Consider the following 24,139-nt stretch of genomic DNA (forward strand, 5'->3'; position numbering starts at 1 on the left):
CCGTCAGGGACCATCTGACCAGGAGCCTTCGGCCAGAACCCGCAACTGGAGCCAGAGGACCAGCCGTTCGTCGGGGTCCGCCAGGTCGATCCCGAGCTGCCGGCCGACCTGCTTCAGACGGTAGCGGCAGGTGTTGGGATGGACGGACAGCGCCTTCGCCGCGCCTGCCACGTCACAGCCCGCGTCGAACCAGGACACCAGGGTGCGGGCGTAATCGGTGCCGTGCTCGGCGTCCGCCGCCAGCACCCGCCGCCAGGCGCCCGCCCGCAACTCCCGCCGCTCCCCCATCACATCGCGCAGCCGCAGCAGCGTCACCCGGGACCGCACCTCGGCTACGGTGGCCACCGGCAGATCCTCGTTCAGCAGCCGCAGGACCAGGTCCGCGTCCGCACGCGAGTCCGCCACCTCGCCGAGGTCGGGCACCACCTCGCCGAGCGCCGCCCGTACCGGCACCCGCAGCGACCGCCCGGCCCGGCGCACGATGTCCTCCGCCAACTGCCGGTGCCGCCGGTCGGCCGTCCTCTGCTCCTGCGTCCTCTGCTCCTGCGTCCTATGCTCCCCGCCCTGCTTCCCGGGCGCGGGCAGCAAGGCGTACACCACCCCGTCCAGGAGCACGCACCCATGCCGCCCGTGGCGGGCCTCGCACTGAAGGCGCACGACGTCCAGCAGCCTGAGCAGGGTCCGCTCGGCGTCCGGCACACTCGCCGAGGAGTCCAGCACGAACGCGGCCACCCGGACCGCGTCCCACCCCAGGCGGTGCGCCGCCGTCGAGGCATCCGCCGAACCCTCCAGCAACCGGCGTACCAGGTAGGTGTTCTGGTCGCGAGCCAGTTCCCGGGCCACGCGGGCGCGCAGCAGAAGCAACGCCGCCGTGGACGCGCCCTGGGCCAGGGTCTCCTCCACGCCCGCGGCCAGCGTGCCGCCGTCGACCACCCAGATCGAGCCGAGCGTCTCGCCGCCGGCCCGCACCGCGACGGCGAGCCGCGGCAGGTCCCCCGCGGTGAGCGGAGGCAGCCGCACCGGCCCGTCCGAGCCGAACACCCGCCGGACCTGGTCCTCGTTCGCCACGCCGGCCGGGACCTGAAGGCCGAGGATGCCCTGGCGGCGGTCCTCATCGACCGGCTGACCGGGCACCGTGGAGTAGGCCAGAATCCGCTGGTGCGGGTCCTCCACAGAGGTGGCCCCGCCGGTCGCCGCCGCAATCGCGTCGGCCAGCGCGAACAGCTCACCCGGCCCACCTCCGGGGGCGGACCGGGCGCCGATCGCCGAGGCCAGCATCAGATACACATGGTGCCAGGACACCTCCTCGTCGACCGACAGCAGCGCCACACCATACGCTTCGGCCTCCCCGACCGGCCCGTCCGCGCCCCGCACCACGACCCCCGTCACCCCGGCCGCCGCCGCGGCCCGCACCAGCGACCCGGCCGCGACTGCCCGCACCCCGACCGCCAGCAGCAGAGCCCCGGGCGCATGCGGGAGCGGGACATGCGCGTCATACAGCAGCACCTCGGTGACCGGGGTGGCGGGGCCGGCGGGCGCGGTGTGGAGCCGCAGGGCCAAACTGCCGACGAGATCGCCGAGCGTACAAGCGTTCAAAGGTGCTCCTCAAAGCCCCGGCCCGGACGGGCCGCTGCCGGAGAGGATATTTTGTCTCCCGCAAGCGCCCGGCCGATTGGCCGCCTCCGAGGTCTCCAGGAACACCGGGACCCCCGCGCGTTCGGCCTCCTCAAGGCCGGGCCGGATGACCACAGCACCCAGGCCCCTGCCCTGGGCCCGCGGATCCCCCCCCGACGGTGGCGAGGCACCACACCGGGTCCCTCGGGCGGTACGGTGCCCGTGCTTCCCGGGCGGACTCCATGGCCGCCGCCCGGTCCCCCGCGAGCTCGGTGGCCGGCGGGCCGATCGCGGCGAACCCGGGACCTGGGTCCCGATCCGGAGTGCTCCAGGCGGCCACGGCACGGCAGCCGCCGGCCACCCAGGCGCGGCCGGCCGGGGAAACCGGTGCCGACCGACGGCTGGCCATCCTCGTTACCCCTCTTCTTCCTCCGCGTCGCCGATGGCGACGCGGAGGTCGTGCATGCTCTGCTGGACCTCGATCACGGCCTGGTCGCGGAGCGCTGTCCAGACCAGCCGGTGGCGGCCACCACCTCGTGAGCGATGTCCATGACAGCTCTCCCGTCCGTCTCCACCCGCACCGCATCCGCGGGGAGGCGCTGATCCAACAACCGCGCCTTGCGGGCACTGCCTGCCAGCTCCTGCTCCAGCTCCGAGCCGAGTTCCCGGCGCACCAGCCGCTCGCGGGCGGTGGCATCGGAGGCGGTGAGAAGGACCCGCACGATCCGCACCCCCGTCCCCATGGCCCGCTGGAACATACCGGTCGTCTCGGGCAGCACACTGACGGTGTTCGTATAGATCAGTCGGTGGTAGCCGCACCGGGTGAAGTTGGCCCACACGGCGGTCAGATTGCTCTCGGTGATCTCCGAACGGTGAGGGTCCCCCTCCGGGGCCGGATGCACCTGCCCCATGAAGTCACCATCGATAACCGCGTGAGAGACCGCCGCGGCCCGCAGCAACGCCGAGACCTCCCATCCCACCGTCGTCTTGCCGACTCCAGCCCGTCCACCGATGAGTAGCACTTCCGCAGGATCCATGGAGGCAGCGTGCCAGCTCGCATCCGTCTCATGCGATCCGATATCGATCAGCCCCACGGCCACAGGCACCACCAGCAAAACCACGATCGGCGCCACTGCCTGGACCGACACACCGACGCCCAGAACTCCGCCCCGGCCGGGGCCGAGCAATGCTCAATACCTGTGGATCACTCCTGGCGGAGGGAGGCGTACCGTCCCGATGGATCGATCGATAGGTCATCGAGCAAGGCCGACGTTGTAGCGTCGGCCGGGAGGGCACGCCCGTGCTTACGGCAGTCAATGAGGACGGCACCACGCCAAGCGGCAGCTCGCTGCCGGATGAGATCGTTCAGGAAGGCGCACGGCGGATGCCCGCCGCCGCGCTGGAGGCCGAAGTCAACTCCCACATAGCGGAGTTGGCCGACGAAAGCGACGGCAAAGGGCACCGTCTGGTGGTGCGCAACGGCTATCACGAGCCCCGGCGGGTCGCGACCGGGGCCGGTGTGGTCGAGGTGAAGGCACCGCGGGTGAGCGACAAGCGCGTCGACGAGGCCACGGGCGAGCGCAAGCGGTTCGTCCGCCTGGAGGAGGCCAAGGCACAGCTCGTCGAACGCCCCGAGGCGGTCGCAGCGTGAGCACCCTCGCGGCCCAGGCCATCAGCACCAGGCGGCTGGACCTGCTGCCGCTGCGCGTCGAGCACGCCGAGGAGATGGCCGCCGTACTGTCCGACCCGGCCCTGCACACCTTCATCGGCGGCACTCCGGACACCCCTGGGGCCCTGCGCTCGCGCTACCAGCGCATGACCGCGGGCTCTCCCGATCCGGCCGTCTCCTGGCTGAACTGGGTGATCCGGCTCCGTGACGAGGCCGACCTGACGGGCACCGTCCAGGCGACAGTCAGCCCCTCCGGCCACGGCCGCATCGCCGAGATCGCCTGGGTGGTGGGAACCCCGTGGCAGGGAAGAGGCTTCGCTACCGAAGCAGCCCAAGGACTCATCGGCTGGCTCAGCCGGCAGCCGGTGCACACCGTCATCGCCCATATCCACCCCGAGCATCGGGCATCCGCCGCCGTGGCCACTGCCGCCGGGCTCACGCCCACCGACGAACGGCACGACGGCGAGATCCAATGGCATCGGAGCATCAGCCTGTGACTTCGCCGATCCACAGATCTTGACCATTACTCGCCGGGCCCCGGCCTCGGCCGTTGCCACCAAGCCGGCGCAGGTCTCAAGGCTGCTCAGCTTGTCTTTCAACGTGCGGTCCAGATCCAGCCCAGTGGGGTGAGGCCGAGTGCGTGGGCGACGGATTGGGAGGCGTGGTTGTCCGCGGTGGTGCTGTAGAAGAGCACGGTCTTGGTGCGGTGCTCACGCTGGGACCAGGCGGCTACGACGGTCGGTGCGAGGCGCTTGCCGCGGAAGTCGGGACGGGTCCAGATGCCTGCCTCTGCGGCGGTGGCGTTCGACGCGGGTGTGAAGCAGATCGACACCGGCTCCCGGCCGTGGACGGCCATGGCCCACTCACCCATGCGCCCGTTGATCAGTTCGTTCCACTCGTCGGGCTGCCAGTTGTCCGGCCGGATCAGGTGTTGAGCGGTGCGCCGGCCGTCGGCGGTGGAGACGATGATCGGCAGCGGGGCTGGGTCTGGGACGTCGAGACGGTCCGGGAAGACGAAACACGGGCCGCCCTCGACGGACACCGTTCGGTCGTCGAGGGATGCGACCAGACAGTGAAGCGCGTCGGGTAGACGGCCGGGGCTGTACTCCTGGTCCATGCCGTCCATGGAGCTGGGGAGCGCGAGTCCGGGTGCGAGTGCCAGGAGACGTGCGTGAGGGGACCATGCCCACACCGCGAGCAGGGAAGGATCTTTCAGGGTTGCTTGAGGGGTGTCCGGGTCTGGTGCGAGGCCGTAGTTCGCGTCGATCTCCAGGGCCAGCAGGCGTCCTTCGTCCCAACTCATGGCAAGAGGCTAGCTTCGCTGGACGGCCTGGGCAGAAGAGTTTCCTCCAAGGAGACAGTGGTTCGGCCTTGGTGTGATCAGGCGCGCTGTCGAGACGCTGATGATCAACCAAGGGCCGTGAGAGTGAGTCTGCTGCACAACCCTGCCCGCATCGAGTCCCTGATGATGTTGTCCCGGTTCCGGACACTCACTGTGGCTGCGCCCGGTCGCCGACGCCGCCCCTGACCGGTGCTTTTGCCACACATACGGGTACGGCGAGAACAAGCACCTGATGATTCCGGGCTGGCCGTACTCGGTCGTTGCCGCGCTGGAGACCGGGAGGACGTCGTGGACAGCGATCCTGGACGCCGTTCGGCTGGCGCCCAGCGCCGACGTTGCGGCGGTGACCAGTGCGCAGATCCGGGAGGTCATCGAGCGGCTGGTGGCCTCCGGCCAGTGGACGGACGGCGACCCAGACGTGCTGGTGGTGGTCCAAGACCGGTGCGACCGCGGCCGGCATCGACCGTTGTTGGCAGGCGTTCCTACGACGGTTCGACGCGAGCACGCCTTCCGGATGATGAAGCAGACCCTGGGCCGACAGCAGCATCCCCCGCGGGAGCACCGAAACCCTCACGACCAGGCCCCGGCCGACCGCCAGGCACCCGGAACCGGCACCGAGCAACCCGCCATGACGTGGGCAGAGTCCTCGCCACCGGCCAGCCCTGCCAACGACCCACCCACCACAAGGTCGGCACGAAGCCACGGCGGATCAGTTAAAAGACAAGCTCAGTGCCTGTTTCGAATCCCCGGTGCATCGGTCGACACGTTGTCTTGAGAGCCAGAGCGCCGTTGAGCAGGTATGACTGCGGAACCGGATGTGGACAGGCCTGAGCAGGGACGCCGAATTCCTCGGGACAGTCGTTCACATGAGCTACTTGTTGCCGTGATCAAGGCGATGGGTGGTGCTCTGGCCTTCGGCCAGGAGCACTTGTTGACGACGTCGACCCGCGCCCCCGGCGGCGGCGTGCTGGACGTGGTCTTCAACGCCCAGGATGACGGGACGATCCGGCTCTCCCTCACATCACCTGTCGCCGAGGGTGAGGTCACCTCTCTCCGCTTCAAGGACTGCGGCCATCCCACCGCGGAGACTTGCGACGACGACTGTGACGAGATGAGTAGCCCGACCGGGGTGACGTTGGAGACGTGAGCATCAGCAGCGAGCACCCGGCCAGTGCAGACCAGATCTATCGGGCTCTGGTGGCCGTGGGAGCCGAGCCACTCTTCGATCCGGAGATACGGCCCGAGGGCCCTCAGGAGGAGGACCGTCTGCGGCTGCTCGGTGTTCTCCTGGCCAAGGCGGAGCTGGAGCTCACCGCTTCGACTCGGCTGGCGGACGAACAGATGGAGGACGTCGCCGAAACTGTGATCGGCTGGGCCGAGCACGTGGGGCCCGACTCCGATCGTGCGGCGGCGTGCGGCAGGCTCTCGGCCGGGCGGAGGCATCCGTCATCGGGATGCTGCAAGGCATCCACGACCTCCGCATCGCACGACGCGGAAGAAGAGGAGGACTAAGAACTCCTGGCGAAACCGAGCCGGTTGGATCGCTCCGGGACCAATGCCCCAGGGGTGCCGCGCAGTGGCATGGGCGAAGCCGTGGGAGAGGCTCTGCGCATACTGTTCGCAACTACACTCGGCGGTGGCCTGCGTATCGAGGCGCGGGCACCGCTGGCAAGACGACGGGGAGAAGCAGTGGACCGCATCGGGATCATCGGCGTGGGCGAGATCGGCCGCGCCATCGTGGACGGTCTGTGTGACGGCGATGGGGAGCCCCCGGAGATCTACCTCTCACCCCGTGGCGCCCGTGCGGCAACCGAACTGTCTCAGCGGTATCCGAACGTGCAGGTGTGCACCGACAACCAGGACGTGCTGAACCGCTCCGCATTGGTGATCCTCGCCGTCCGCCCCCAGGACCGCGCCGAGGCCCTCGCCGGGCTCCGGGTCGGCAGCGACCACGTCGTGGTCAGCGTCATGACCGGCGTCGCCATCAGCGAGCTGCGCCACACGCTCGGCACCGACGCCCCGGTGGTGCGCGCCATTCCGCTCCCCTCCGCGCGCGAGCGCCGGTCCGTCACCGTGACCTGCCCCTCCCACCCGGCCGTGGACGGCTTCTTCGGCCGCCTCGGTGGGACGCTCCCCGTCGAGGACGAAGCGACCCTCAACGTTTTCCAGGCGCTGACGGCCACGCTGACCTCCCACTACTGGTACCTGGCCACGCTCACCTCCTGGGCCGCCCGGCAGGGGATTCCCGCCGAGGGCGCGGACCGCTACGTCCGCGGCCTCTTCCAGGGCGTCGGTCGCGCATTGGGCGACGACACGCGCTCGCTGCGGCAGCTCGCCGGTGACCACGAGACCCCGAAGGGACTCAACGAGCGCCTCCGCACCACCTGGTTCGACAAGGACAACGCCGAGGCCCTGACCAAGGCGCTCGACGCGCTCCTCTCCGACCTCAAGTAGTTACGTCGGCACAGCCGCCTCGTTATTCCCGCTGGACCAGTCAGCAGACTGAGCGCAGACGTCTCCAACAGATCAGTGCGTACCCGAGCGTGAGGAAGGCTTCGTGGATGTCGTCGCGGATCTCCCAGCGATCCGCAAGCGACGGGACCGGTGCAGGTGGGCGAAGGCGCGCTCCACGACCCGGCGTTGGGTGCCCCGTCCGGAGCCGTGCTCGGTGCCGCGACGAGCGATCAGTGGCTTCACACCAGGTCCCGGACCAGTCGGCGGTACTTGTCGTGGTCGTAGCCGCGATCGCCAAGCACCACGTTCGGGCGTGCCGGGGCCGACCGAGCTTGCCACGCACCGGCGGCACGGCTTCGCGTAGCGGGATGAGCTGGGTGACGTCGTTGGGGCTACCGCCGGTCAAGGTGGCGCGAGCGGGATGCCGGTGGCGGCGGTGATCAGGTGATGCTTGCTGCCCGTCCTGCCCGGTCGACGGGGCCCGCGTAGGCGGAGTCGGCCCACACGATCGTGATCTCTGGGTGCATGAGGCGGAGGCGGAACAGGACTTCCTTCGCTGCGGCGGAGTCGTGCAGGTCGGCTGGGGTGACCATGGCCATGAGGGGGAGGCCGCGAGTGTCGACGACCATGTGGCGCTTGCGGCCGTTGACCTTCTTGCCTGCGTCGTAGCCGCGGGTGGCCTTGGAGACGGATTCGGCGGCCTTGACGCTGGGCGATGATGTGCTTGACTCACTTGTCGCGCGGGTGGGCGGCGCCGTGCGGGGCGACGGTGCCGGTGATGAACCGGCGGAACTCGGTCAGCTTCTCGGTGAGCACGGCCCGTTCGTATGCCTCCAACGCCGCCCGTTCGGCGCCGAGCTGGTAGCCATCGGCCCTGGTCCAGATCAACGGTGGCCAGCCGTTTTCGGCGATGAGCCGCCTGATCAGCCGCTCCGGCCGGTCCAGCGTCAGGCCGGTCTCGGCGGCCAGGTCCTCCTCGCTGATCCCGTCGGGATGCTGTTTGGGGTGGGACGTCGTGCGCCGTTCCCGCCCTCGTACAGTCACGGGTGCGGCACCACACGGCCAGGTCAGTGGCTGCCGTCTGGCTTCACTGGCGGTGCGGTCACTGGTGTGTTCTGAGCGACCCGGATACACCATCTGTTCTGGGCGTCCCGCATCAGCGTCATTTGAAAGATGCTTTCCATGGGGTCATGGTCATCCGTGGGGAGTTGCCCGTCGGAGTCTGCGGAGCGTTGCCGTGCGTGGACTACGGCCACCTCGGGTGTGAGGAAAACGATGCTCTCAACGAGGTAACGGACGTTGATATTCTCCAGCGCTCCCCCGGGAGCGAAGACATGGGCTTGTGCCCTGTACAGCAGATCGGCGCCGAACACCAGGTTGCCGCCGAAGTTCACGAAGACCGCGTCTTTGGAGAACAGAGCGTTCATCGCTTTGGCATCGTTGTTATTGAACGCGATCTCATAGCGCGTCACGAGCTCGGCGATCTCATCCCGCACCGTGTTCATGTGTCTCCCATCGGGGGATGTATGGACAGATCGAGTCTCATACCTCAACTGCGCTTGAAGTCAAGAATGTCTTGGCGCTCTGCCTTATTCAGAGGCGGTGTCGTTAAAGCGGCCCGCTCGCGGGCATAGTGATCTGCCGTCGGATCACTACTGATTGGCGTCGGCCGTAGCACGTGACCGCGAAGCTCCGCGTCCCGGCCGGATGGCCGTCCCAGGCCAGATGCGGGGAGCGGTCCTGGCCCGGCCCGCCGAACAGGGTGCTGCGCCGGGCGGCGGCCAGGGTCTCACCGTCAGCGACGTCGACGTCGGTGCTGCGAAGTGCGAACGGCGGTACCGGAGGAAGCGCGCTGTAGGGGTCGTAGCACTTGGTCATGTCCGATCCTTCGGCCGTCAGCACTACGATCACTGGTCGTGCGTGGTTGACCGGAACCGCGCAGTTCTTCCTCGATCCGGAGGATTCGCTCCCGGAGGGCTTCTACCTGTGATCCCGTTTCTGGAAGGCGCCCCGCCCATGGCGGCCGCCATCGATGTCCTGCGCAAGAGCTTGCTCGACGGACTGGACCCGGAGGCCGGGCCGCCGCGCTCCGTCGTCCCGGTGCCACACGGCCAGCTCCTGCTCATGCCCGCGCACTGGGGGAACTACGCCGGGGTGAAAATGGTGACCGCGGCACCGGGCAACGCGGCCCGTGGCCTCCCCCGCATTCAGGGCAACTACCTGCTCCTGGACGGCGAGACCCTCACACCGCTGGCCCTGCTCGACGGCATCGCCCTCACATCCGTACGCACCGCCGCCGTCTCTGCGGTGGCCGCCGACGCGCTGGCCGGGCCGGATGCGAGCCGACTCGTCCTGTTCGGAACAGGACCGCAGGCCCGGTCCCATCTGGAGGCCCTTAGCTGCGTCCGGCCGATCCAGGACGTCGCGGTCATCGGCCGGAACGCCGACCGTGCCCGCGCTTTCGCGGCCGAGGCCGGGGCGCGGGTCGGCACGGTGGACGACATCGTGCACGCGGATATCGTCGCGTGCTGCACGACGGCACGCACCCCGTTGTTCGACGGCGCCCTGCTGCCGGCATCGGCGACCATCGTGGCCGTCGGCTCGCACGAGCCCGACGCCCGGGAGGTCGACGAAACGGCCGTCGCCAGGTCCACAGTGGTCGTCGAAGCGGTCTCGGCCGCGCTGCGCGAAGCCGGCGATGTGGTCCAGGCGGTCCAGGCGGGCGCCGTCGATCCCGGCGAGCTGGTGTGCCTGGCCGATGTCGTGTCGGGCAGGCACGAGATCCCCCCGGACCGGCCGCGCTTCTTCAAGAGCGTAGGCATGGCCTGGGAAGACCTGGTACTCGCCGCGGCCCACTTCGAGGCAGCCGGGATATGAACTAGCCGTCCTGGCCGGGCGATCGAGGGTGCGGTGTCGAGCGTGGGGGGCAGGCCCTGCTCCCCCACGCCGTACGCGCCGCCCCGCTCAACACCCATGTTCCCGCCGACGGCTTCAGCGGCCGTCCTCGGACCGCCCAGCACACCGAACGCCACCGCGTCCATCCGGCCCGGCTCATCGCTTCGGCCCCGCCACCGGCACAGTGAGCGGATGCCTGTCCATCGCCGGGAGATGTAACCTCACACGCCGGGTGCGGGCCGCACGGCGATCCCGTTCCGCTCGAGCAGCGCCGTCGTCACCCCGTCTCCCGGCACCAGCTCCCCGGTGAAAGATCCGTCGTACACCACACCTTGTCCGCACGATGGACTACGCGGCATCAACAGCGCCTCCGTGCAGCCTCCCTGCCGCGCCGCCGCAAGTGCGCGCCGTGCTCCGGTCACGAACGCCTCTGTCACGTCATGCCCGGTGTCTGCAACGACCCGCGCCGTCCCGTCGAGCACATCGTGCCCGTCACCGCCCACCAGTTCGGCCGGCCTCCGCGGCGTCGCGAGCCCGCCCGCGACCTCTGGGCAGAAGGAGACGACTTCGCGACCGGCCACTGCCTCCTCGAACTCCGCCGAAACCTTATGACGTCCGTCGAAGCGGCACGGCACCCCACGCAGACACGCGCTCACCAGGATTGCTTCCATGCCGCCAGGTTAGCGATGCGGTGGGCTGGTGCGGTCGTCGGTCCGCGGAGCGGATCTGTCCCTGATCGAGCTCGCGACCAACTGGGGCGAAGAGCAGGGCCGGGTAATTTCCGGAGGCGGCCAGACTGGAGGATGACCGCTGCCGTCCCGAGCGCGGGCGGCCAGCATCATCGTCACTGTGCCCAGGAGCGGCCGCCTGGCGAACTCCAGGTCCCCGGCGTCGGGTTCGTCACCGTACGCCCACTCGGCGAGCGACTCCGCGATCGCCGTCAGGTTTCCCTGCCCTTGTACTCCGCGGCGAACGAGCGCCGCCCCGGACGCGGCGCCGGGTCCCGCTCGGGAACCTGCCCGTAGCTCTGGCGTTCATCGTGAGCGACCCTGCCCCCTGACCTTCCGCAGCAGGAGGCTGAACTCACTGCCCTGCTGCGCGGTGGCGCCGCCGGGTGCGGTGGACACAGACGGCGCGGCGGTCTGAGACATGGAGAGCTCCGGTCACCGGGCGCTGCCCGGCGACGCGCCAGAGTCGTATCCGTCCGTCTTCCGGACACATCCCCACCAGGCGGTCGTCCCGGCTGACGGCTGCTTTTCCGAGTCCCGGCACCCGCTGCTCGAAGAGCGTGCGGCGATGCTCCAGGTCCCACAGGCGCACCGGGACGGTGCCGCCGCCCAGGCCGTCGTCGGCCAGGAGCGTGCGCCCGCTCGGGCCGATACGGCTGCGATACGCGGGCGGACTCCTCCGGCCCGGCCTCACTGAGCCGGTGCTGGTCCTCCGCGCACTCCGCCACCCGCGCCTTGAGCTCTCCATGCGCGGGTGGCCGTCGTGCGCGGACGGGTCCGTTCGTGGTCACGCCGTCGCCCTGATCAGCCGGTGTACAGGGCCGCGTGCAGGGTGCGCACGGCCAGGGAGATGGCGGCTTCGGCGGCGTGCGACTCGCGCAGGGCGTTGAGCATCACGAAGTCGTGGATGATGCCCTGGACGCGGACGGCGGTGACGGACACGCCGGCCTCGCGCAGCTTATTTGCGTAGGCCTCGCCCTCGTCGCGCAGGACGTCGGCCTCGGCGGTGATGACCAGGGCCGGGGGCAGGTCCTTGAGCTGCTCGGTGGTGGCGCGCAGCGGGGAGGCGGTGATCTGGGCGCGCTCGGCCTCGTCGGTCGTGTACTGGTCCCAGAACCACTGCATGCCGTCGCGGCGCAGGAAGTAGCCGGTGGCGAACTGGTGGTAGGAGTTGGTGTCGAAGCTCGCGTCGGTCACCGGGTAGAACAGCACCTGCTGGAGCAGCGGGACACCGCCGCGCTCCTTCGCCATCAGAGTGAGGGCGGCGGCCATGTTGCCGCCGACCGAGTCACCGGCCACCGCGATCCGGGTGGCGTCCAGGTCCTTGGTCGCACCCTGCTCCACCACCCATCGCGCTACGGTCCAGTTCTGCTCGATGGCGACCGGGTAGCGTACCTCCGGCGAGAGGTCGTACTCGGGAAAGACGACCGCGGCGTTGGCGCCGACGGCGAGTTCGCGCACCAGGCGGTCGTGGGTGTGGGCATTGCCGAAGACCCAGCCGGCGCCGTGGATGTAGATGATGACCGGCAGGGTGCCCGTGGCGCCGGCGGGCTTGACGATGCGCGCCCGGACGGTGCCCGTGGGGCCGCCGGAAACCGTGATCCACTCCTCGTCGATCACCGGCTTGGCGATCTCGCCGGACTGCACCTCGTCGACGGCCTTGCGGCCGTCCGCCGGGGCGAGGTCGAAGAGGTAGGGCGGGTTGGCGGTGGCCTCGACGAAGTCCTGGGCGGCGGGTTCGAGCACCGGCTTGACGGGCGTGAAGGCTTCGGGCATGTGAGTCTCCTGGGATTGCGTGGGGCACACCGGTCGGTCCGGCGCCGCCGCGACCCACCGTAGGAGCCCTGTGCGCCGGGCAGTTGCCCGCAAGCGCACTTTCGGCGGCCCCGCGGCGCACGTGCGCAGGCGGTGCGCTGCGGGGCCGGTGCGAGTGCGCGCACGGGACACACCGCGGCTGGAACCGGCCCTAACGTAACGGTTCGGCGGTCGCGGTTCACCTCTGATTCGACGGCGAACACGGACCCCGGCACCGCAATTCCCATCCCGGAGGGGGTCCCGCAAGCGTGTCCTCAATGCCGGTCGGCGGTCTGGCTCCTCAGGCCGTCGACGATCCCGCAGAGCTCGTCGTCCGCAACGCGAAAATCCACACCGGAGACCCGAACCGCCCGCAGGCGGGGGCGATGGCCGTCCGGAACGGTGTGATCACGGTCGTCGGCGACGACAAGGACGTGGCCCCGCACGTCGGTTCGGCCACCAAGGTGGTCGACGCGCTCGGCCGACGGGTGGTCCCGGGTCTCAACGACGCCCATCTGCATGTGATTCGTGGCGGGCTCAACTACGTACTGGAGCTGCGCTGGGACGGGGTGCCCACGCTGCGGCAGGGCCTGGCGATGCTGCGCGAGCAGGCCGCGCGTACCCCGGGGGGCCAGTGGGTGCGGGTGGTGGGCGGCTGGTCGGCCGAGCAGTTCGCCGAACGGCGGTTGCCGACCGTCGCCGAGCTGAACGCGGCCGCCCCGGACACCCCGGTGTTCGTCCTGCACCTGTACCAGTCGGCCGTCCTCAACCGGGCGGCGCTGAAGGCCGCCGGTTTCGACAAGGACACCCCCGACCCGAGGGGCGGCCAGATCGTGCGTGGCCGGGATGGGGAGCCGACGGGCATGCTGCTGGCCGCGCCCAGCGCCCTCGTCCTCTATTCGACGCTGGCCAAGGCGCCGGTGCTGAGCGAGGAGCACCGGAAGTCCTCGACCCGGCATTTCCTGCGCGAGCTGAACCGGTTCGGGCTGACGTCGGCGATCGACGCGGCCGGCGGCTTCCAGAACTTCCCCGAGAACTACAGCACCGTCATCGAGCTGGCCGAGGCCGGTGAGCTGTCGCTGCGCATCGCCTATCACCTCTTCCCGCAGACCCCGGGCCAGGAGGTGGCCGACCTCACCCGCTGGATCGAGATGGCGGACTACGGGGACGGCGACGAATGGCTGCGTCTCAACGGCGCGGGCGAGAACCTGACCTGGGCGGCCGCCGACTTCGAGAACTTCAACCAGCCACGTCCCGAACTCGACGACTACGAGACGGAGTTCGAGAAGGCGGTGCGTCTTCTCATGGCGAACGGCTGGGGATTTCGGCTGCACGCCACCTACGACGAGACCATCCGCCGGGATCTCGCGGTCTTCGAGAAGCTGGCCGCCGAGGGCCTCTTCCCGGCCGGGAACCGGTGGTTGTTCGACCACGCGGAGACCGTGTCGGCGGAGAGCCTCGACCGCGTGGCCACGCTCGGCGGTGCGATGTCCGTGCAGAACCGCCTGTCCTTCCAGGGCGAGGCATTCCTGCGCCGCTACGGCCCCGGTGCCGCCGCCGACGCCCCGCCGGTCCGGGAGATGCTGGAGCGCGGGCTGACCGTGGCCGCCGGCACCGACGCCACCCGGGTCTCCACCTACAACCCGTGGGTCGCCCTGCACTGGCTGATCAGCGGGCGCAACGCCGGTGACCTCGTGCTCCGCCCCCGGTCCAACCGTGTCGACCGGCAGACAGCCCTGCGCATGTTCACCCGGGCCGGCGCCGAACTGACGGGTGAGGAGGGGGTCAAGGGCATCCTGCGCCCGGGTTTCTTCGCGGATCTCGCGATCCTCTCCGACGACTACTTCACCGTGCCCGAGCCGGAGATCGCCCACATCGAGTCGCTGCTCACGGTCACCGGCGGCCGGATCGTCTACGCCGCCGGCGAGTACGCGGGCCTCGACGAGGAGCTGCCGGCCATCACCCCCGGCTGGAGCCCGGTGGCGCACTTCGGCGGCTACCAGGCGGCCCCGCGCGGACCGGCGGGCGTACGCCAGGCGGAGGCGCTGGGCGAGGCCGTCGCCGAGTCCGAGCTGCACCGGGCGTGGCGGGTCCGGCGCGGCCTGATTCCGGACGGCGCCGCCACGCCGTCCGACCCCTGCTTCCTCTGAGACTCCCGGAAGAAGGACGGCACTTGCCCTTCCTCCTTCCGGGGCACCATCCCACCCTTTGCTGAGAAAGGTTCTTCGTCATGGTCGACATCGCCCAGGTGACCGCTGCCCCCAGCCCCGATCTGCTGACCCCCGACAACTGCGCCGTGCTGTTCGTGGACCACCAGCCGCAGATGTTCTTCGGCACCGCCAGCGGCGACCGCACCGCGATCATCAACTCCACCCTGGGTCTGGCCAAGGCCGCCAAGGCGTTCGACGTGCCGGTCGTGCTGAGCACCGTGGCCGCCGAGTCCTTCTCCGGCCCCATCCTGCCGCAGCTCGCGGACGTCTTCCCCGGCCGGCAGATCATCGACCGCACCTCGATGAACGCCTGGGAGGACGCGGCGTTCGTCGAGGCCGTCAAGGCGACCGGTCGCGAGAAGCTCGTCATCGCCGGTCTGTGGACCGAGGTGTGCGTGGTCCTGCCGGCCCTCTCCGCCATCGCCCAGGGCTACGAGGTCTACGTGGTCGCCGACGCGTCCGGCGGTGTCACCCCGCAGGCCCATGAGCACGCCGTCCAGCGCATGGTCCAGGGCGGTGCCGTCCCGGTCACCTGGCTCCAGGTGCTCCTGGAGTTCCAGCGCGACTGGGCCCGCACGGGGACGTACGAGGCGGCGACGAACGTGGTCAAGGAGCACGGCGGCGCCTACGGCCTCGGCCTGGTCTACGCCCAGACCATGATCGGCGCCAACACCGCCGGCTGAGCAGACGTCACGGACGAGTCAGGAACAGGCAGGAAGACATGGATGCTGGACTGCTGGTCCTCCGGCTGCTGGCGGGACTCCTCATCGCCGGTCACGGAGTGCAGAAGGTGAGCTTCCACCTCGGGGGCAACGGCTTGGTGGGTGGAACGGAGGAGTTCCGGCACGACGGTTTCCGCGGCGGGCGGCTGACCGCGATCGTCGCGGGCGGCAGCCAGATCGGCGCCGGTCTGTTCCTGGCAGCCGGACTGCTCACGCCACTGGCGGCGATGGCGGCGATGGGCGTGATGACGGTCGCGGGCACGGTCAAGTGGCCCAAGGGCCTGTGGGTGCAGAACGACGGGTACGAGTATCCGCTGGTCCTCGTCGTCATCTCGGTGTCCCTGGCCCTCACCGGGCCCGGCCGGTGGTCCGTCGACCACGCGCTGGGCCTCACCCCGTGGCCGCTGTGGCTCGTCCTCGCGACGATCGTCATCGGCCCCACGAGCGGGCTGCTCACCCGCGCGGTGCTGCACCGCACCCCCACCGCACCGGAAGGAGCTCCCCGTGCGCGGGCTGCTGACTGACGCGCTCCACACGCTGGTACCGCCCCGGGACGACCGCCACGGCCCGCTGCCTCCCCTGATGCTGGCGCTGACGGTGGTCACCGGACTGGTCGACGCGGTGAGTTATCTGTCGCTCGGGCATGTCTTCGTCGCCAACATGACCGGCAACGTGGTGTTCCTCGGCTTCGCGCTGGCGGGCGCCCCGAACCTGTCCGCGTTCGCCTCCGTCGTCGCCCTGGCCGCGTTCCTCGTCGGGGCACTGGCCGGGGGGCGGCTGGGCACCCGGTTCGCCGCACACCGAGGGACTCTGCTGAAGACGGCGACGGCCGTGCAGACCGTGCTGGTCGCCGTCACGGTGGCCGTCACCGCGGTCACCGACGGCCGGGTCGGCACCGGTGTGCAGTACACGCTGATCGTGTTTCTCGGGCTCGGCATGGGCCTCCAGAACGCGGTGGCCCGACGCCTCGGCGTCCCCGACCTGACCACGACCGTCCTGACGCTGACCCTGACGGGCCTGGCCGCGGACTCCACCCCGGCGGGCGGTGCCGCGCCCCGGCCGGGCCGCCGGATCCTGTCCGTGCTCGCCATGCTGCTCGGCGCGTTCGCCGGAACCCAACTCCTGCTCCACGGCCATCTGGTGCTCACCCTGGGCCTGGCCCTGCTGCTCCTGGCCCTGACCTCCCTGACGACGCACCGACTGTCCGGCGGCGCCCCCGCCTGGACCCGGTCGGGAGCAGCATGAGCGACGCTGCCACCGACTCCCCGTGGGCGCCGCTCGCGGCGCGCGTCTTCCGGGCGCTGTGGATCGCCCAGTTGGTCTCCAACATCGGTAGCTGGATGCAGACGGTGGGCGCCCAGTGGCTGCTGGTCGGGGACAGCGCCGCGCTGGTGACGCTGGTGCAGACGGCCGCCAGCCTGCCGGTCGTGCTGCTGGCCCTGCCCTCCGGGGTGATAGCCGACCGCTTCGAGCGGCGCTCGGTGCTGGTGACCGCGCAGTTCGCGATGCTCGCGGTGTCGAGTGCGCTCGCCGTGCTGGCGTTCCTGGACGCCCTGTCACCGACGGTACTGCTGCTCCTGACCTTCCTGCTGGGCTGCGGGACCGCGCTGATGGGCCCGGCCTGGCAGGCCATCCAGCCCGAGCTGGTGGGGCGGGAACGGCTCGGTCAGGCGGCGGCGCTGGGCGCGGTGAACATGAACCTGGCCCGTGCCGTCGGCCCGGCGCTCGGCGGGGCGGTGGTCGCGGCGGCGGGCGCGGGCTGGGTCTTCGCCTTCAACGCGGCGTCCTATCTGGGCGTCGCGGCGGTCCTGCTGCTGTGGCGGCGCCCCGCCGCGGCGGCCGCCCCGCCCGCCCGGAACGAAGGGCTGCTGGCCGCCCTGTACGCCGGCCGCCGCTACGTCTGGAACGCGCCCGGCGTCCGCCGCGTTCTGCTCCGCACGCTCCTGTTCATCCCCGGCGGTGCCGCGCTGTGGGCCCTGCTGCCGCTGGCCGCGAGCCGCTCCCTGGGCCTCGGCTCGGGTGGCTACGGACTGCTGCTCGCGGCGGTGGGGGCCGGCGCGGTGGGCGGGGCCTTCCTGCTGCCCCGCGCCCGTCGCCTGCTCGGCGCCAACGGCATCCTCGCCGGCGGCGCCCTGGTGTTCGCCGGGGTGCTCGCGGTGCTGGCCACGGTCCATGTGCCGGGGCTGGTCGCGCTCGCTCTGCTGCCCGCGGGCCTCGCCTGGATCGCCGTTCTGTCCACGCTCAACGCGGCCGTGCAGACGCGGCTCCCGGGCTGGGTCAGGGCGCGCGGGCTCGCCGTGTACCTGCTGGTCTTCCAGGGCGGGCAGGCGCTGGCGGCGCCCCTGTGGGGTGCGGTGGCCGACTGGCTCGGGCTGAGCACCTGTCTGCTGATCGCCGGCGGCGCCATGCTGCTCAGTGCGGCCAGCGTACGGCGGTGGCCGCTGCACGAGGCCGAGGGCATCAACCCCACGCCGTCGGACCACTGGCCCGCGCCTCCCCTCGTGTTCGAGCCGGGGGAGGCCGACGGCCCGGTCCTGGTCTCCGTCGTCTACCGGGTCCCGGCGGAGCGACGGGCCGAGTTCAGGGACCGGATGCGCCGCGTGGCCCGCTCCCGGCGCCGTACCGGAGCCCTGTCCTGGGGCCTCTACCAGGACGGCCACGACCCGGAGCGCTTCGTCGAGAACTACCTCGTCTCCTCCTGGGCGGAGCACCACGCCCAGCACCACGTCCGGCTGACGGCCACCGACCGCCGGTTCGAGGAGGAGGCCCGAGCGCTGCTCACCCCGGGCACCGCGCCCGAGGTGACGCACGCCTTCGACACCTCGGCGGGACCGGCGATACCGCCCTGAGCCTCAAGGGCGGGCAAATGTTGCGGAGGTTGGCCCGCGCCAGGCGGACCATGCGGCCGACTCCGCCGCTCAGCACCGCCCGGCTCGCGCAGAGCGCGGGGGACGGCCAGGGCGGGGACGCGCCGGGCCTCGGCGCGCGTTCGCCCGGCACGCGCCGAGCTGGAAGGTGATGGTGGTACGGCCGCCAGGGAACCCCTGGCGGCCGAACGCGGCGCTGTTGCGCCACATCACCCGCACGCTTCTCGGTCGAACCGGAGAACGTGAACGCGCGCGTTCTTCTCAGTCGAACCGCAGGTCGGACAGGTGCCGTTCGAGAGCGCTGATCTCATCCCCGGGCTCCGGCTCGGCCGGGCGGGCGGCCATCAGGGCGGCCAGTTCGCCGCCCGCGCGGCGGATGCGCGTGGGCAGGCCCTCGGCGTACTCGCCGCCGCCGGTCCCCCAGTCCTCGGACGCCGCGTACACGCCGGTCGGTACGACGACGGCGCGCAGGTAGGCGAAGAGCGGGCGCAGCGCGTGTTCCAGGACCAGGGAGTGCCGGGCCGTACCGCCCGTCGCGGCGACGAGGACCGGCCTGCCGGTGAGGGCGCCGGGGTCGATCAGGTCGAAGAACGACTTGAACAACCCGCTGTAGGAGGCGCTGAACACGGGGGTCACGGCGATCAGGCCGTCGGCGCCCGTCATCGCGTCGATGGCGGCGGCCAGTGGGGGCGGCGGGAAACCGGTGACGAGTTGGTTGGCGATGGCGACAGCCAGCTCGCGCAGCTCGACGACGCGGCTCTCCACCTCGTACCCCCGCGGCCCGAGTTCGCCGTGGACCGCCTCGGCGAGCCGGTCCGCGAGTAGGCGGGTGGAGGACGGGGTGCTCAGCCCGGCCGACACGGCGACGAGCCTCACCGGGCGACCTCCGGCTGTGGCGGTGAGACTCATACGGCGGCCTCCTGCCGTGCGGCGGCGAGCAGGGCCGCGTGAGTGGGTGCCTCGGGCACGTCCGCCGGCCGCCTGGCCGCGAACTCCTTGCGCAGGACGGGTACGACCGCTTCGCCCAGGATGTCGATCTGCTCCAGCACCGACTTCAGCGGCAGCCCGGCGTGGTCCATCAGGAACAGTTGCCGCTGGTAGTCGCCGACCGTCTCGCGGAAGGTCAGCGTCCGCTCGATGACCTGCTGGGGGGAGCCCACGGTCAGCGGGGTCTGCTCGGTGAAGTCCTCCAGGGACGGCCCGTGCCCGTAGACGGGCGCGTTGTCGAAGTAGGGGCGGAACTCCCGTATCGCGTCCTGGGAGTTCTTCCGCATGAACACCTGGCCGCCGAGCCCGACGATCGCCTCCTGGGGCAGGCCGTGGCCGTGGAAGGCGTACCGCCGCCGGTACAACTGGACCATGCGCCGGGTGTGGTCGGCCGGCCAGAAGATGTTATTGTGGAAGAAGCCGTCACCGTAAAAGGCCGCCTGTTCGGCTATCTCCGGGGACCGGATCGAACCGTGCCAGACGAACGGCGGCACGCCGTCCAGCGGACGGGGTGTGGCGGTGAACCCCTGGAGCGGGGTGCGGAACGTCCCCTCCCAGTCGACGACGTCCTCGCGCCACAGGCGGCGCAGCAGCGCGTAGTTCTCCTTGGCGAGGTCGAGGCCCCGCCGGATGTCCTGCCCGAACCACGGGTAGACGGGCCCGGTGTTGCCGCGGCCCAGCATCAGGTCCACCCGGCCGTCGGCCAGGTGCTGGAGCATCGCGTAGTCCTCGGCGATCTTCACCGGGTCGTTGGTGGTGATCAGAGTCGTGGCGGTGGACAGGATCAGCTTCTCGGTGCGGGCGGCGATGTGACCGAGCATCGTGGTCGGCGAGGAGGGCACGAACGGCGGGTTGTGGTGCTCGCCGGTCGCGAAGACGTCGAGGCCGGCCTCCTCCGCCTTGAGCGCGATGGCGACCATCGCCTTGATGCGCTCGTGCTCCGAGGGAGTACGTCCCGTGGTCGGGTCGGTCGTCACATCACCGACCGTGAAGATGCCGAATTGCATGAGTTTCTCTTCTTCCGGCGAGTTGCGTCGCGCATGCGTGGGATGCGCCGAACGCTAGCGGCCGCCCGCCCGGCCGCCATGACCGTGCGCGCACCGGAACGAACCCTCCAGTGCCCTGCCCCTGGGCCTGGCGCTCCGCGGCGCGACGCCGTGCGCCAGGAGGCATGTGGCCGGGCCGGGCGTTGCCTACGGTCGGGGCCATGGCATCTCGTACGGTTCTTGCCGCGGCCGTGGTGGGTACCACCGCACTCGCCAGCGGCGCGGTCCGCGTCCTCGCGACGCTTCCCGCGCCGCCCTCGGGCGCCCGGACCCCCGTGCTCGGGTCGTCCTTCCTCGGCGGCATCGTCCAAGGCCACGAACACACGCTCTGCTTCCTCTACGCCACCGGCACCGACACCCTCACCGGCGTCTGGCGGCTGCGTCCCGGCGGCAGCCCGGAGCGCATCGCGGCACTGCCCGCCGACGCGCTGCCCAACGGTCGTCCCGGTCCGCCACGACGGCGCCCCGGGCGCGATCCGCACCGTCGCGACGGGTCTGACCGGTGTCGACGACTTCGCGTTCACGGGTCACGGCGACCAGCTCCTCGCGGCCCTCAACGCCGGCAGCGAGGTGGCCCTGGTGTCCGGGAACGGCGGCCACACCGTCGTCCTCGACCACACCGACGGATTACAGAACCCCGCCTCCGTCGCCGTCCGCGGCGGCACGGTGTACGTGGCCGACGCCGCCTGCCTCACCCAGCGGGACCCGAACCTCCTCACCGCCCGCCTCCACCGCCCGTTGTCCCGCTGACCCGACCGAAGACGCGCCGACAGACACTCCTGGAAACAGCGTGGGCGCGGGGACGGAAACCGTCCCCGCGCCCACACGCGTCCGCTGCGTCGCCGCTCCGTCAGACGCCCTCGGATACGGGGATCACCGCATCGCGCCCTCCGCCTCGTCACCCATCGCCTCGTCGGTCATACGCGCTCCATCGTCCCTCGGGCCATCAGTTCGATCCGGCCGTCAACCGGAAAGGGGAGGAGGTCGTGGTCACGGTCGGGCAATGCGATCACGAAAGCGGTGGCGGGAAGCGCGGAGCGGACGGCGCCCAGGACGCGGCGGGCGGTGGCCCGGTCGAGTCCGGCGGTCGGCTCGTCCAGCAGCAGGACCGGCGGGTCGCGCAGCACGGCTCGCGCGAGGGCGAGCCGGCGGCGCTGGCCCTGGGAGAGCCTGCTGCCGTTCGTACCCACCGCGAAGTCCGGTGGGATGTCGTCCAGGTCGACCAGGCCCAGCACCTCGGTGAGCCGTTCCGGGTCCGCGTCCGGGGCGGCCAGCCGCAGGTTCTCGGCGACGGTCGCGTCGGCGAGCCAGTCCTCGGCCTCGACCAGGGTCCGGGCCTGCGGGGTCGCGCGGCCCGCCAGTTGGGCCAACAGCGTGCTCTTTCCACTGCCGTTGGGGCCGGTCACCAGGGTGGTGGTGCCCGGCTCGGCGTCGAGGGTCACCGGTGTCTCCCCCGCCGACAGGTCATGGACGGCGTCCAGCGGGGCCAGCCGCTCCGCCGCGGCGCGCGCCCGGCCGTACGCCGGCAGCACCCTCGGCAGTTGCTCGACGAGCTCGTATCCGGCGGCGATCAGCAGGACCTCACCGATCGCGGCGGACACGGACTGCGCCGTCGCCGCGAGGTCCAGGGCGAGGAGCAGGACGAGACACTGGCCGAGCGCGCCCAGCAGCCGGAGGGCCGACCGGCCGGCGCGCAGGGCCCGTCGGGCGTCCTCGTCGGCACGATGGGCGCGCTCCAGCGCCTCCGCGATCCGGACCCGGGCCGGCGTCACCGCGTCGAGGCAGATCAGTTCGGGCAACGCGTCCCGTGCGCCGAGGAGTTCGGTCCGTACGACGGCCCGCTCCAGCGCCGACCGCCGTACCGCGTCCTCCGCGCGTCGGTGCGCCGCCACGGCGGTCGCGGCGGCGAGCAGGAACACCAGCAGTTCCGCCGCACCCAGCCATGTGTCGGCGTGCCACAGCAGCCCGGTCACGACCGCCGCCGTCACCGTCGTACTCGCCACAGGGGCCAGGACGTCGGTGTGGAGCGCGCCGACAGTCGTGACGTCGTCGGTGAGCCGGCTCAGCAGGGCTCCGTCCCGCAGCGCGCGCAGCTCCCGCGTCGGCAGGGCCGCGCCGCCGCGCACCAGCCGGGCCCGGAGCGCCACCGTGGCGTTGAGCAGGACACGGTGACTGACCAGGCGCTCCGCGTAGCGCAGCCCGGTGCGCGACAGGGCGAGGACGCGTACGGCGGCGGACGGATACATCCACGACCACGTGGTGTCGGCCCGTACCGTCACCAGGGCGCACGCCGTGAGGAACCAGCCGGACACCCCGAGCAGGGTGGCGGCGGACAGTTCGGCCGCCCCGGCGAGGAGCAGGCCGTACAGCAGATCGCGCCGTCGGGCCGCCGACGTCAGCAGCCGCAGCGGTCGTGCCGGGGTCATGCGAGCCTCCCCTGCTCCAGGGTGATCACCCGGTCGGCGAGGGGCAGGAAGGCCGGGCTGTGGGTGGCCAGCAGGACGGTCCGGTGCCGGGCCAGGTGGCGCAGTGCCGTCACCATGGCCGTCTCGGCGTCCGGGTCGAGATGTGCGGTCGGTTCGTCCAGGCAGAGCAGCGGGGCGTCCCGCAACATGGCTCGGACGAAGACCAGTTGCTGCGACTGGCCGGAGGAGAGGCCGAAGCCGCGTTCGCCCACGGGTGTGTCCAGTCCATCGGGCAGCGCGGCCAGGAGACCGGCGAAGCCCAGTTCGTCGAAGACGGCGAGGAGTTCGGGGTCCGTGGCGTCGGGCCGGGCGAGCCGGAGGTTCTCACGCACACTCCCCGGGAGCAGGAAGCCCGGCTGGCCGGCCCAGGCCACGTTCGCGGGAGTCGCCCCCTCGGGCCCGTGCAGGACGCTGCCACGGTCGGGCACCAGCAGTCCCGCCGCCACGGACAGGAGCGTGGACTTGCCGGCGCCGCTCGGGCCGGTGACGACCATGAACTCCCCGGCGCGGATGTCCAGTTCGACCCGGTCCAGGGCGGGCCGCGCCCGTCCGGGATGGACGACGGACACCTCGCGAAGGCGGACGGACAGGGGCGCGGCGCCGCGGGCGGCCGGGCGGCGGCCCTCGGGGGCCGTACCCCGCATGGCCCCGGCGATCAGGTCGGCCGCGGCCGCCGCCTGGGCGCGGGCGTGATAGCCGCGGGCCAGTTCCCGCGCCGGGGCGAAGTAGGCGGGGGTGAGCGTCAGCACGAACAGGGCGGTCGCGAGGCTCATGTGGTCCGGTACGGCGGGCAGGCGCAGGTAGTCCAGGAGCACCAGGCCGCAGTAGGTGGCGACGACGGCGAGCGTGCCCGTGATGAGCAGTTCCACCCAGGCGGTGGACAGGAAGGCCACCCGCAGGACGAGGGTGGTGCGGCGGGCGAGTTCCTCGTCGTCCCGGCGCAGGGCCCGTGCCGCCGTCTCCTGCGCACCGAGCCCGACCAGGGTCGGCAGTCCGCGCATCTGGTCCAGGAGCCGGCCGTGCAGCGTGCGGACGGCACCGAGCTGGGCCTGTACGGCCGCCTTCGTCCCCATCCCGATGACCTTGAGGTTGGCCGGCAGCAGCGGGGTGGCCAGCACCAGCAGGAGGGCCACGAACCAGCTCCGCAGAGCGATGGCGGCGAGGACGACACCGCTGCCGAGCAGCATCGCGCGGCGGGCGGGGACGTAGTCGGTGAGCCAGTCGTCGAGGCGGGCGACCTCGGCGTCCAGGGCCTCGGCATAGACGACGTCCGCGAGTCCCCGGCGCGGTGCCCACCCCGGCAGGGCCGCGCGCAGGACGCGGGCGCGCAGCGCGGACCGCACCCG

At 71.3% G+C, this 24,139-nt stretch carries 22 protein-coding genes and 5 pseudogenes; 13 read left to right on the top strand and 14 right to left on the bottom strand.

Annotation, left to right across the window (positions count from 1 at the left end; all coding sequences use genetic code 11):
• Nucleotides 1-3 precede the first annotated feature (3 nt).
• Nucleotides 4-1,596 (bottom strand): PucR family transcriptional regulator, encoded by a 1,593-nt coding sequence (locus KN815_RS12400; protein WP_216341834.1) that lies wholly within the window; start codon nt 1,594-1,596, stop codon nt 4-6.
• Between the two features lie 500 nt (nt 1,597-2,096).
• Nucleotides 2,097-2,651 carry an AAA family ATPase gene (locus KN815_RS12405; RefSeq protein ID WP_216341835.1) on the bottom strand — a complete coding sequence of 185 codons (555 nt, stop codon included), beginning with the start codon at nt 2,649-2,651 and terminating at the stop codon, nt 2,097-2,099.
• Nucleotides 2,652-2,914: 263 nt separating this feature from the next.
• Between KN815_RS12405 and KN815_RS12410 the strand changes: the two are divergent.
• Nucleotides 2,915-3,205, top strand: a pseudogene (locus tag KN815_RS12410) (IS256 family transposase); the annotation flags it as partial.
• Nucleotides 3,206-3,261: 56 nt separating this feature from the next.
• Entirely contained in the window at nt 3,262-3,780 is a 519-nt protein-coding gene (locus KN815_RS12415; protein ID WP_216341836.1) for a GNAT family N-acetyltransferase, read from the top strand.
• Nucleotides 3,781-3,878: 98 nt separating this feature from the next.
• On the opposite strand, the gene KN815_RS12420 is transcribed toward KN815_RS12415, so the two are convergent.
• The gene (locus KN815_RS12420; RefSeq protein ID WP_216341837.1) at nt 3,879-4,586 is read right to left on the bottom strand and encodes a GNAT family N-acetyltransferase; all 708 of its coding nucleotides are present in this window, start codon (nt 4,584-4,586) and stop codon (nt 3,879-3,881) included.
• 970 nt (nt 4,587-5,556) lie between these two features.
• Here KN815_RS12420 and KN815_RS12425 point away from each other — a divergent pair.
• The 3 genes from KN815_RS12425 to KN815_RS12435 all read left to right on the top strand — a co-directional run bounded on the left by KN815_RS12425 (nt 5,557) and on the right by KN815_RS12435 (nt 7,079).
• Complete coding sequence (locus KN815_RS12425) at nt 5,557-5,772, top strand: hypothetical protein (protein ID WP_216341838.1); 216 nt, start codon at nt 5,557-5,559, stop codon at nt 5,770-5,772.
• Nucleotides 5,769-6,137, top strand: a complete 369-nt coding sequence (locus KN815_RS12430; protein ID WP_216341839.1) for a hypothetical protein — start codon at nt 5,769-5,771, stop codon at nt 6,135-6,137. Before KN815_RS12425 ends, KN815_RS12430 begins: the two co-directional genes overlap by 4 nt.
• A 177-nt stretch (nt 6,138-6,314) precedes the next feature.
• The gene (locus KN815_RS12435; protein WP_253208922.1) at nt 6,315-7,079 is read left to right on the top strand and encodes an NAD(P)-binding domain-containing protein; all 765 of its coding nucleotides are present in this window, start codon (nt 6,315-6,317) and stop codon (nt 7,077-7,079) included.
• Nucleotides 7,080-7,119: 40 nt separating this feature from the next.
• Here KN815_RS12435 and KN815_RS50220 read toward each other — a convergent pair.
• From KN815_RS50220 to KN815_RS12455, 5 genes and pseudogenes are all read right to left on the bottom strand, one after another.
• Nucleotides 7,120-7,547 (bottom strand): annotated as a pseudogene (locus KN815_RS50220) (transposase); the annotation flags it as partial.
• Between the two features lie 11 nt (nt 7,548-7,558).
• A pseudogene (locus KN815_RS12440) lies at nt 7,559-7,795 on the bottom strand (transposase); the annotation flags it as partial.
• Nucleotides 7,796-7,808: 13 nt separating this feature from the next.
• Nucleotides 7,809-7,988, bottom strand: a pseudogene (locus KN815_RS12445) (RacP protein); the annotation flags it as partial.
• 158 nt (nt 7,989-8,146) lie between these two features.
• Nucleotides 8,147-8,584 (bottom strand): SgcJ/EcaC family oxidoreductase, encoded by a 438-nt coding sequence (locus tag KN815_RS12450; RefSeq protein ID WP_216341841.1) that lies wholly within the window; start codon nt 8,582-8,584, stop codon nt 8,147-8,149.
• A 103-nt stretch (nt 8,585-8,687) separates the two neighbouring features.
• Nucleotides 8,688-8,957, bottom strand: a complete 270-nt coding sequence (locus KN815_RS12455) for a YbhB/YbcL family Raf kinase inhibitor-like protein (protein ID WP_216341842.1) — start codon at nt 8,955-8,957, stop codon at nt 8,688-8,690.
• 13 nt (nt 8,958-8,970) lie between these two features.
• Here KN815_RS12455 and KN815_RS12460 point away from each other — a divergent pair.
• Nucleotides 8,971-9,069, top strand: a pseudogene (locus KN815_RS12460) (proline racemase family protein); the annotation flags it as partial.
• A 26-nt stretch (nt 9,070-9,095) separates the two neighbouring features.
• Entirely contained in the window at nt 9,096-9,956 is an 861-nt protein-coding gene (locus KN815_RS12465) for an ornithine cyclodeaminase family protein (RefSeq protein WP_216341844.1), read from the top strand.
• Between the two features lie 239 nt (nt 9,957-10,195).
• Here KN815_RS12465 and KN815_RS12470 read toward each other — a convergent pair whose 3' ends face one another.
• Both KN815_RS12470 and KN815_RS12475 read right to left on the bottom strand, forming a co-directional pair.
• Complete coding sequence (locus KN815_RS12470; protein ID WP_216341845.1) at nt 10,196-10,645, bottom strand: 2-thiouracil desulfurase family protein; 450 nt, start codon at nt 10,643-10,645, stop codon at nt 10,196-10,198.
• 861 nt (nt 10,646-11,506) lie between these two features.
• On the bottom strand, nt 11,507-12,478 hold the full coding sequence (locus KN815_RS12475) for an alpha/beta hydrolase (RefSeq protein WP_216341846.1): 972 nt from the start codon (nt 12,476-12,478) through the stop codon (nt 11,507-11,509).
• Between the two features lie 296 nt (nt 12,479-12,774).
• Between KN815_RS12475 and KN815_RS12480 the strand changes: the two genes are divergently transcribed.
• The 5 genes from KN815_RS12480 to KN815_RS12500 all read left to right on the top strand — a co-directional run bounded on the left by KN815_RS12480 (nt 12,775) and on the right by KN815_RS12500 (nt 18,277).
• Nucleotides 12,775-14,646, top strand: a complete 1,872-nt coding sequence (locus tag KN815_RS12480; RefSeq protein WP_253208924.1) for an amidohydrolase — start codon at nt 12,775-12,777, stop codon at nt 14,644-14,646.
• 80 nt (nt 14,647-14,726) lie between these two features.
• On the top strand, nt 14,727-15,389 hold the full coding sequence (locus KN815_RS12485) for a hydrolase (RefSeq protein WP_216341848.1): 663 nt from the start codon (nt 14,727-14,729) through the stop codon (nt 15,387-15,389).
• A 38-nt stretch (nt 15,390-15,427) separates the two neighbouring features.
• The gene (locus KN815_RS12490) at nt 15,428-15,952 is read left to right on the top strand and encodes a DoxX family protein (protein WP_216341849.1); all 525 of its coding nucleotides are present in this window, start codon (nt 15,428-15,430) and stop codon (nt 15,950-15,952) included.
• On the top strand, nt 15,933-16,673 hold the full coding sequence (locus KN815_RS12495; RefSeq protein WP_216341850.1) for a YoaK family protein: 741 nt from the start codon (nt 15,933-15,935) through the stop codon (nt 16,671-16,673). The genes KN815_RS12490 and KN815_RS12495 overlap by 20 nt, the downstream gene beginning before the upstream one ends.
• The gene (locus tag KN815_RS12500) at nt 16,670-18,277 is read left to right on the top strand and encodes an MFS transporter (RefSeq protein WP_216341851.1); all 1,608 of its coding nucleotides are present in this window, start codon (nt 16,670-16,672) and stop codon (nt 18,275-18,277) included. The genes KN815_RS12495 and KN815_RS12500 overlap by 4 nt, the downstream gene beginning before the upstream one ends.
• A gap of 279 nt (nt 18,278-18,556) precedes the next feature.
• Here the strand turns inward: KN815_RS12500 and KN815_RS12505 are convergent, their stop codons facing one another.
• On the bottom strand, nt 18,557-19,204 hold the full coding sequence (locus tag KN815_RS12505; RefSeq protein ID WP_216341852.1) for an FMN reductase: 648 nt from the start codon (nt 19,202-19,204) through the stop codon (nt 18,557-18,559).
• On the bottom strand, nt 19,201-20,289 hold the full coding sequence (locus tag KN815_RS12510) for an LLM class flavin-dependent oxidoreductase (protein WP_216341853.1): 1,089 nt from the start codon (nt 20,287-20,289) through the stop codon (nt 19,201-19,203). Before KN815_RS12510 ends, KN815_RS12505 begins: the two co-directional genes overlap by 4 nt.
• A 618-nt stretch (nt 20,290-20,907) precedes the next feature.
• Between KN815_RS12510 and KN815_RS12515 the strand changes: the two genes are divergently transcribed.
• Nucleotides 20,908-21,078, top strand: coding sequence for a hypothetical protein (locus tag KN815_RS12515; RefSeq protein ID WP_216341854.1), 171 nt, complete (start codon nt 20,908-20,910; stop codon nt 21,076-21,078).
• A gap of 167 nt (nt 21,079-21,245) precedes the next feature.
• On the opposite strand, the gene KN815_RS12520 is transcribed toward KN815_RS12515, so the two are convergent.
• Together KN815_RS12520 and KN815_RS12525 are read right to left on the bottom strand one after the other, a co-directional pair.
• Complete coding sequence (locus KN815_RS12520) at nt 21,246-22,754, bottom strand: ATP-binding cassette domain-containing protein (protein ID WP_216341855.1); 1,509 nt, start codon at nt 22,752-22,754, stop codon at nt 21,246-21,248.
• On the bottom strand, nt 22,751-24,139 hold a 1,389-nt coding region (locus KN815_RS12525; RefSeq protein WP_216341856.1), incomplete at its 5' end, for an ATP-binding cassette domain-containing protein. The genes KN815_RS12520 and KN815_RS12525, both read right to left, overlap by 4 nt.

Source organism: Streptomyces niphimycinicus (assembly GCF_018883605.1).
Lineage (GTDB): Bacteria > Actinomycetota > Actinomycetes > Streptomycetales > Streptomycetaceae > Streptomyces > Streptomyces niphimycinicus.

What these genes read in the sequence shown, in the direction of transcription:
- KN815_RS12405 (WP_216341835.1), bottom strand. Translation starts at nt 2,651, where the DNA reads ATGGATCCTGCGGAAGTGCTACTCATCGGTGGACGGGCTGGAGTCGGC.
- KN815_RS12420 (WP_216341837.1), bottom strand. Translation starts at nt 4,586, where the DNA reads ATGAGTTGGGACGAAGGACGCCTGCTGGCCCTGGAGATCGACGCGAAC.
- KN815_RS12450 (WP_216341841.1), bottom strand. Translation starts at nt 8,584, where the DNA reads ATGAACACGGTGCGGGATGAGATCGCCGAGCTCGTGACGCGCTATGAG.
- KN815_RS12455 (WP_216341842.1), bottom strand. Translation starts at nt 8,957, where the DNA reads ATGACCAAGTGCTACGACCCCTACAGCGCGCTTCCTCCGGTACCGCCG.
- KN815_RS12465 (WP_216341844.1), top strand. Translation starts at nt 9,096, where the DNA reads ATGGCGGCCGCCATCGATGTCCTGCGCAAGAGCTTGCTCGACGGACTG.
- KN815_RS12470 (WP_216341845.1), bottom strand. Translation starts at nt 10,645, where the DNA reads ATGGAAGCAATCCTGGTGAGCGCGTGTCTGCGTGGGGTGCCGTGCCGC.
- KN815_RS12475 (WP_216341846.1), bottom strand. Translation starts at nt 12,478, where the DNA reads ATGCCCGAAGCCTTCACGCCCGTCAAGCCGGTGCTCGAACCCGCCGCC.
- KN815_RS12480 (WP_253208924.1), top strand. Translation starts at nt 12,775, where the DNA reads ATGCCGGTCGGCGGTCTGGCTCCTCAGGCCGTCGACGATCCCGCAGAG.
- KN815_RS12485 (WP_216341848.1), top strand. Translation starts at nt 14,727, where the DNA reads ATGGTCGACATCGCCCAGGTGACCGCTGCCCCCAGCCCCGATCTGCTG.
- KN815_RS12490 (WP_216341849.1), top strand. Translation starts at nt 15,428, where the DNA reads ATGGATGCTGGACTGCTGGTCCTCCGGCTGCTGGCGGGACTCCTCATC.
- KN815_RS12500 (WP_216341851.1), top strand. Translation starts at nt 16,670, where the DNA reads ATGAGCGACGCTGCCACCGACTCCCCGTGGGCGCCGCTCGCGGCGCGC.
- KN815_RS12505 (WP_216341852.1), bottom strand. Translation starts at nt 19,204, where the DNA reads ATGAGTCTCACCGCCACAGCCGGAGGTCGCCCGGTGAGGCTCGTCGCC.
- KN815_RS12510 (WP_216341853.1), bottom strand. Translation starts at nt 20,289, where the DNA reads ATGCAATTCGGCATCTTCACGGTCGGTGATGTGACGACCGACCCGACC.
- KN815_RS12520 (WP_216341855.1), bottom strand. Translation starts at nt 22,754, where the DNA reads ATGACCCCGGCACGACCGCTGCGGCTGCTGACGTCGGCGGCCCGACGG.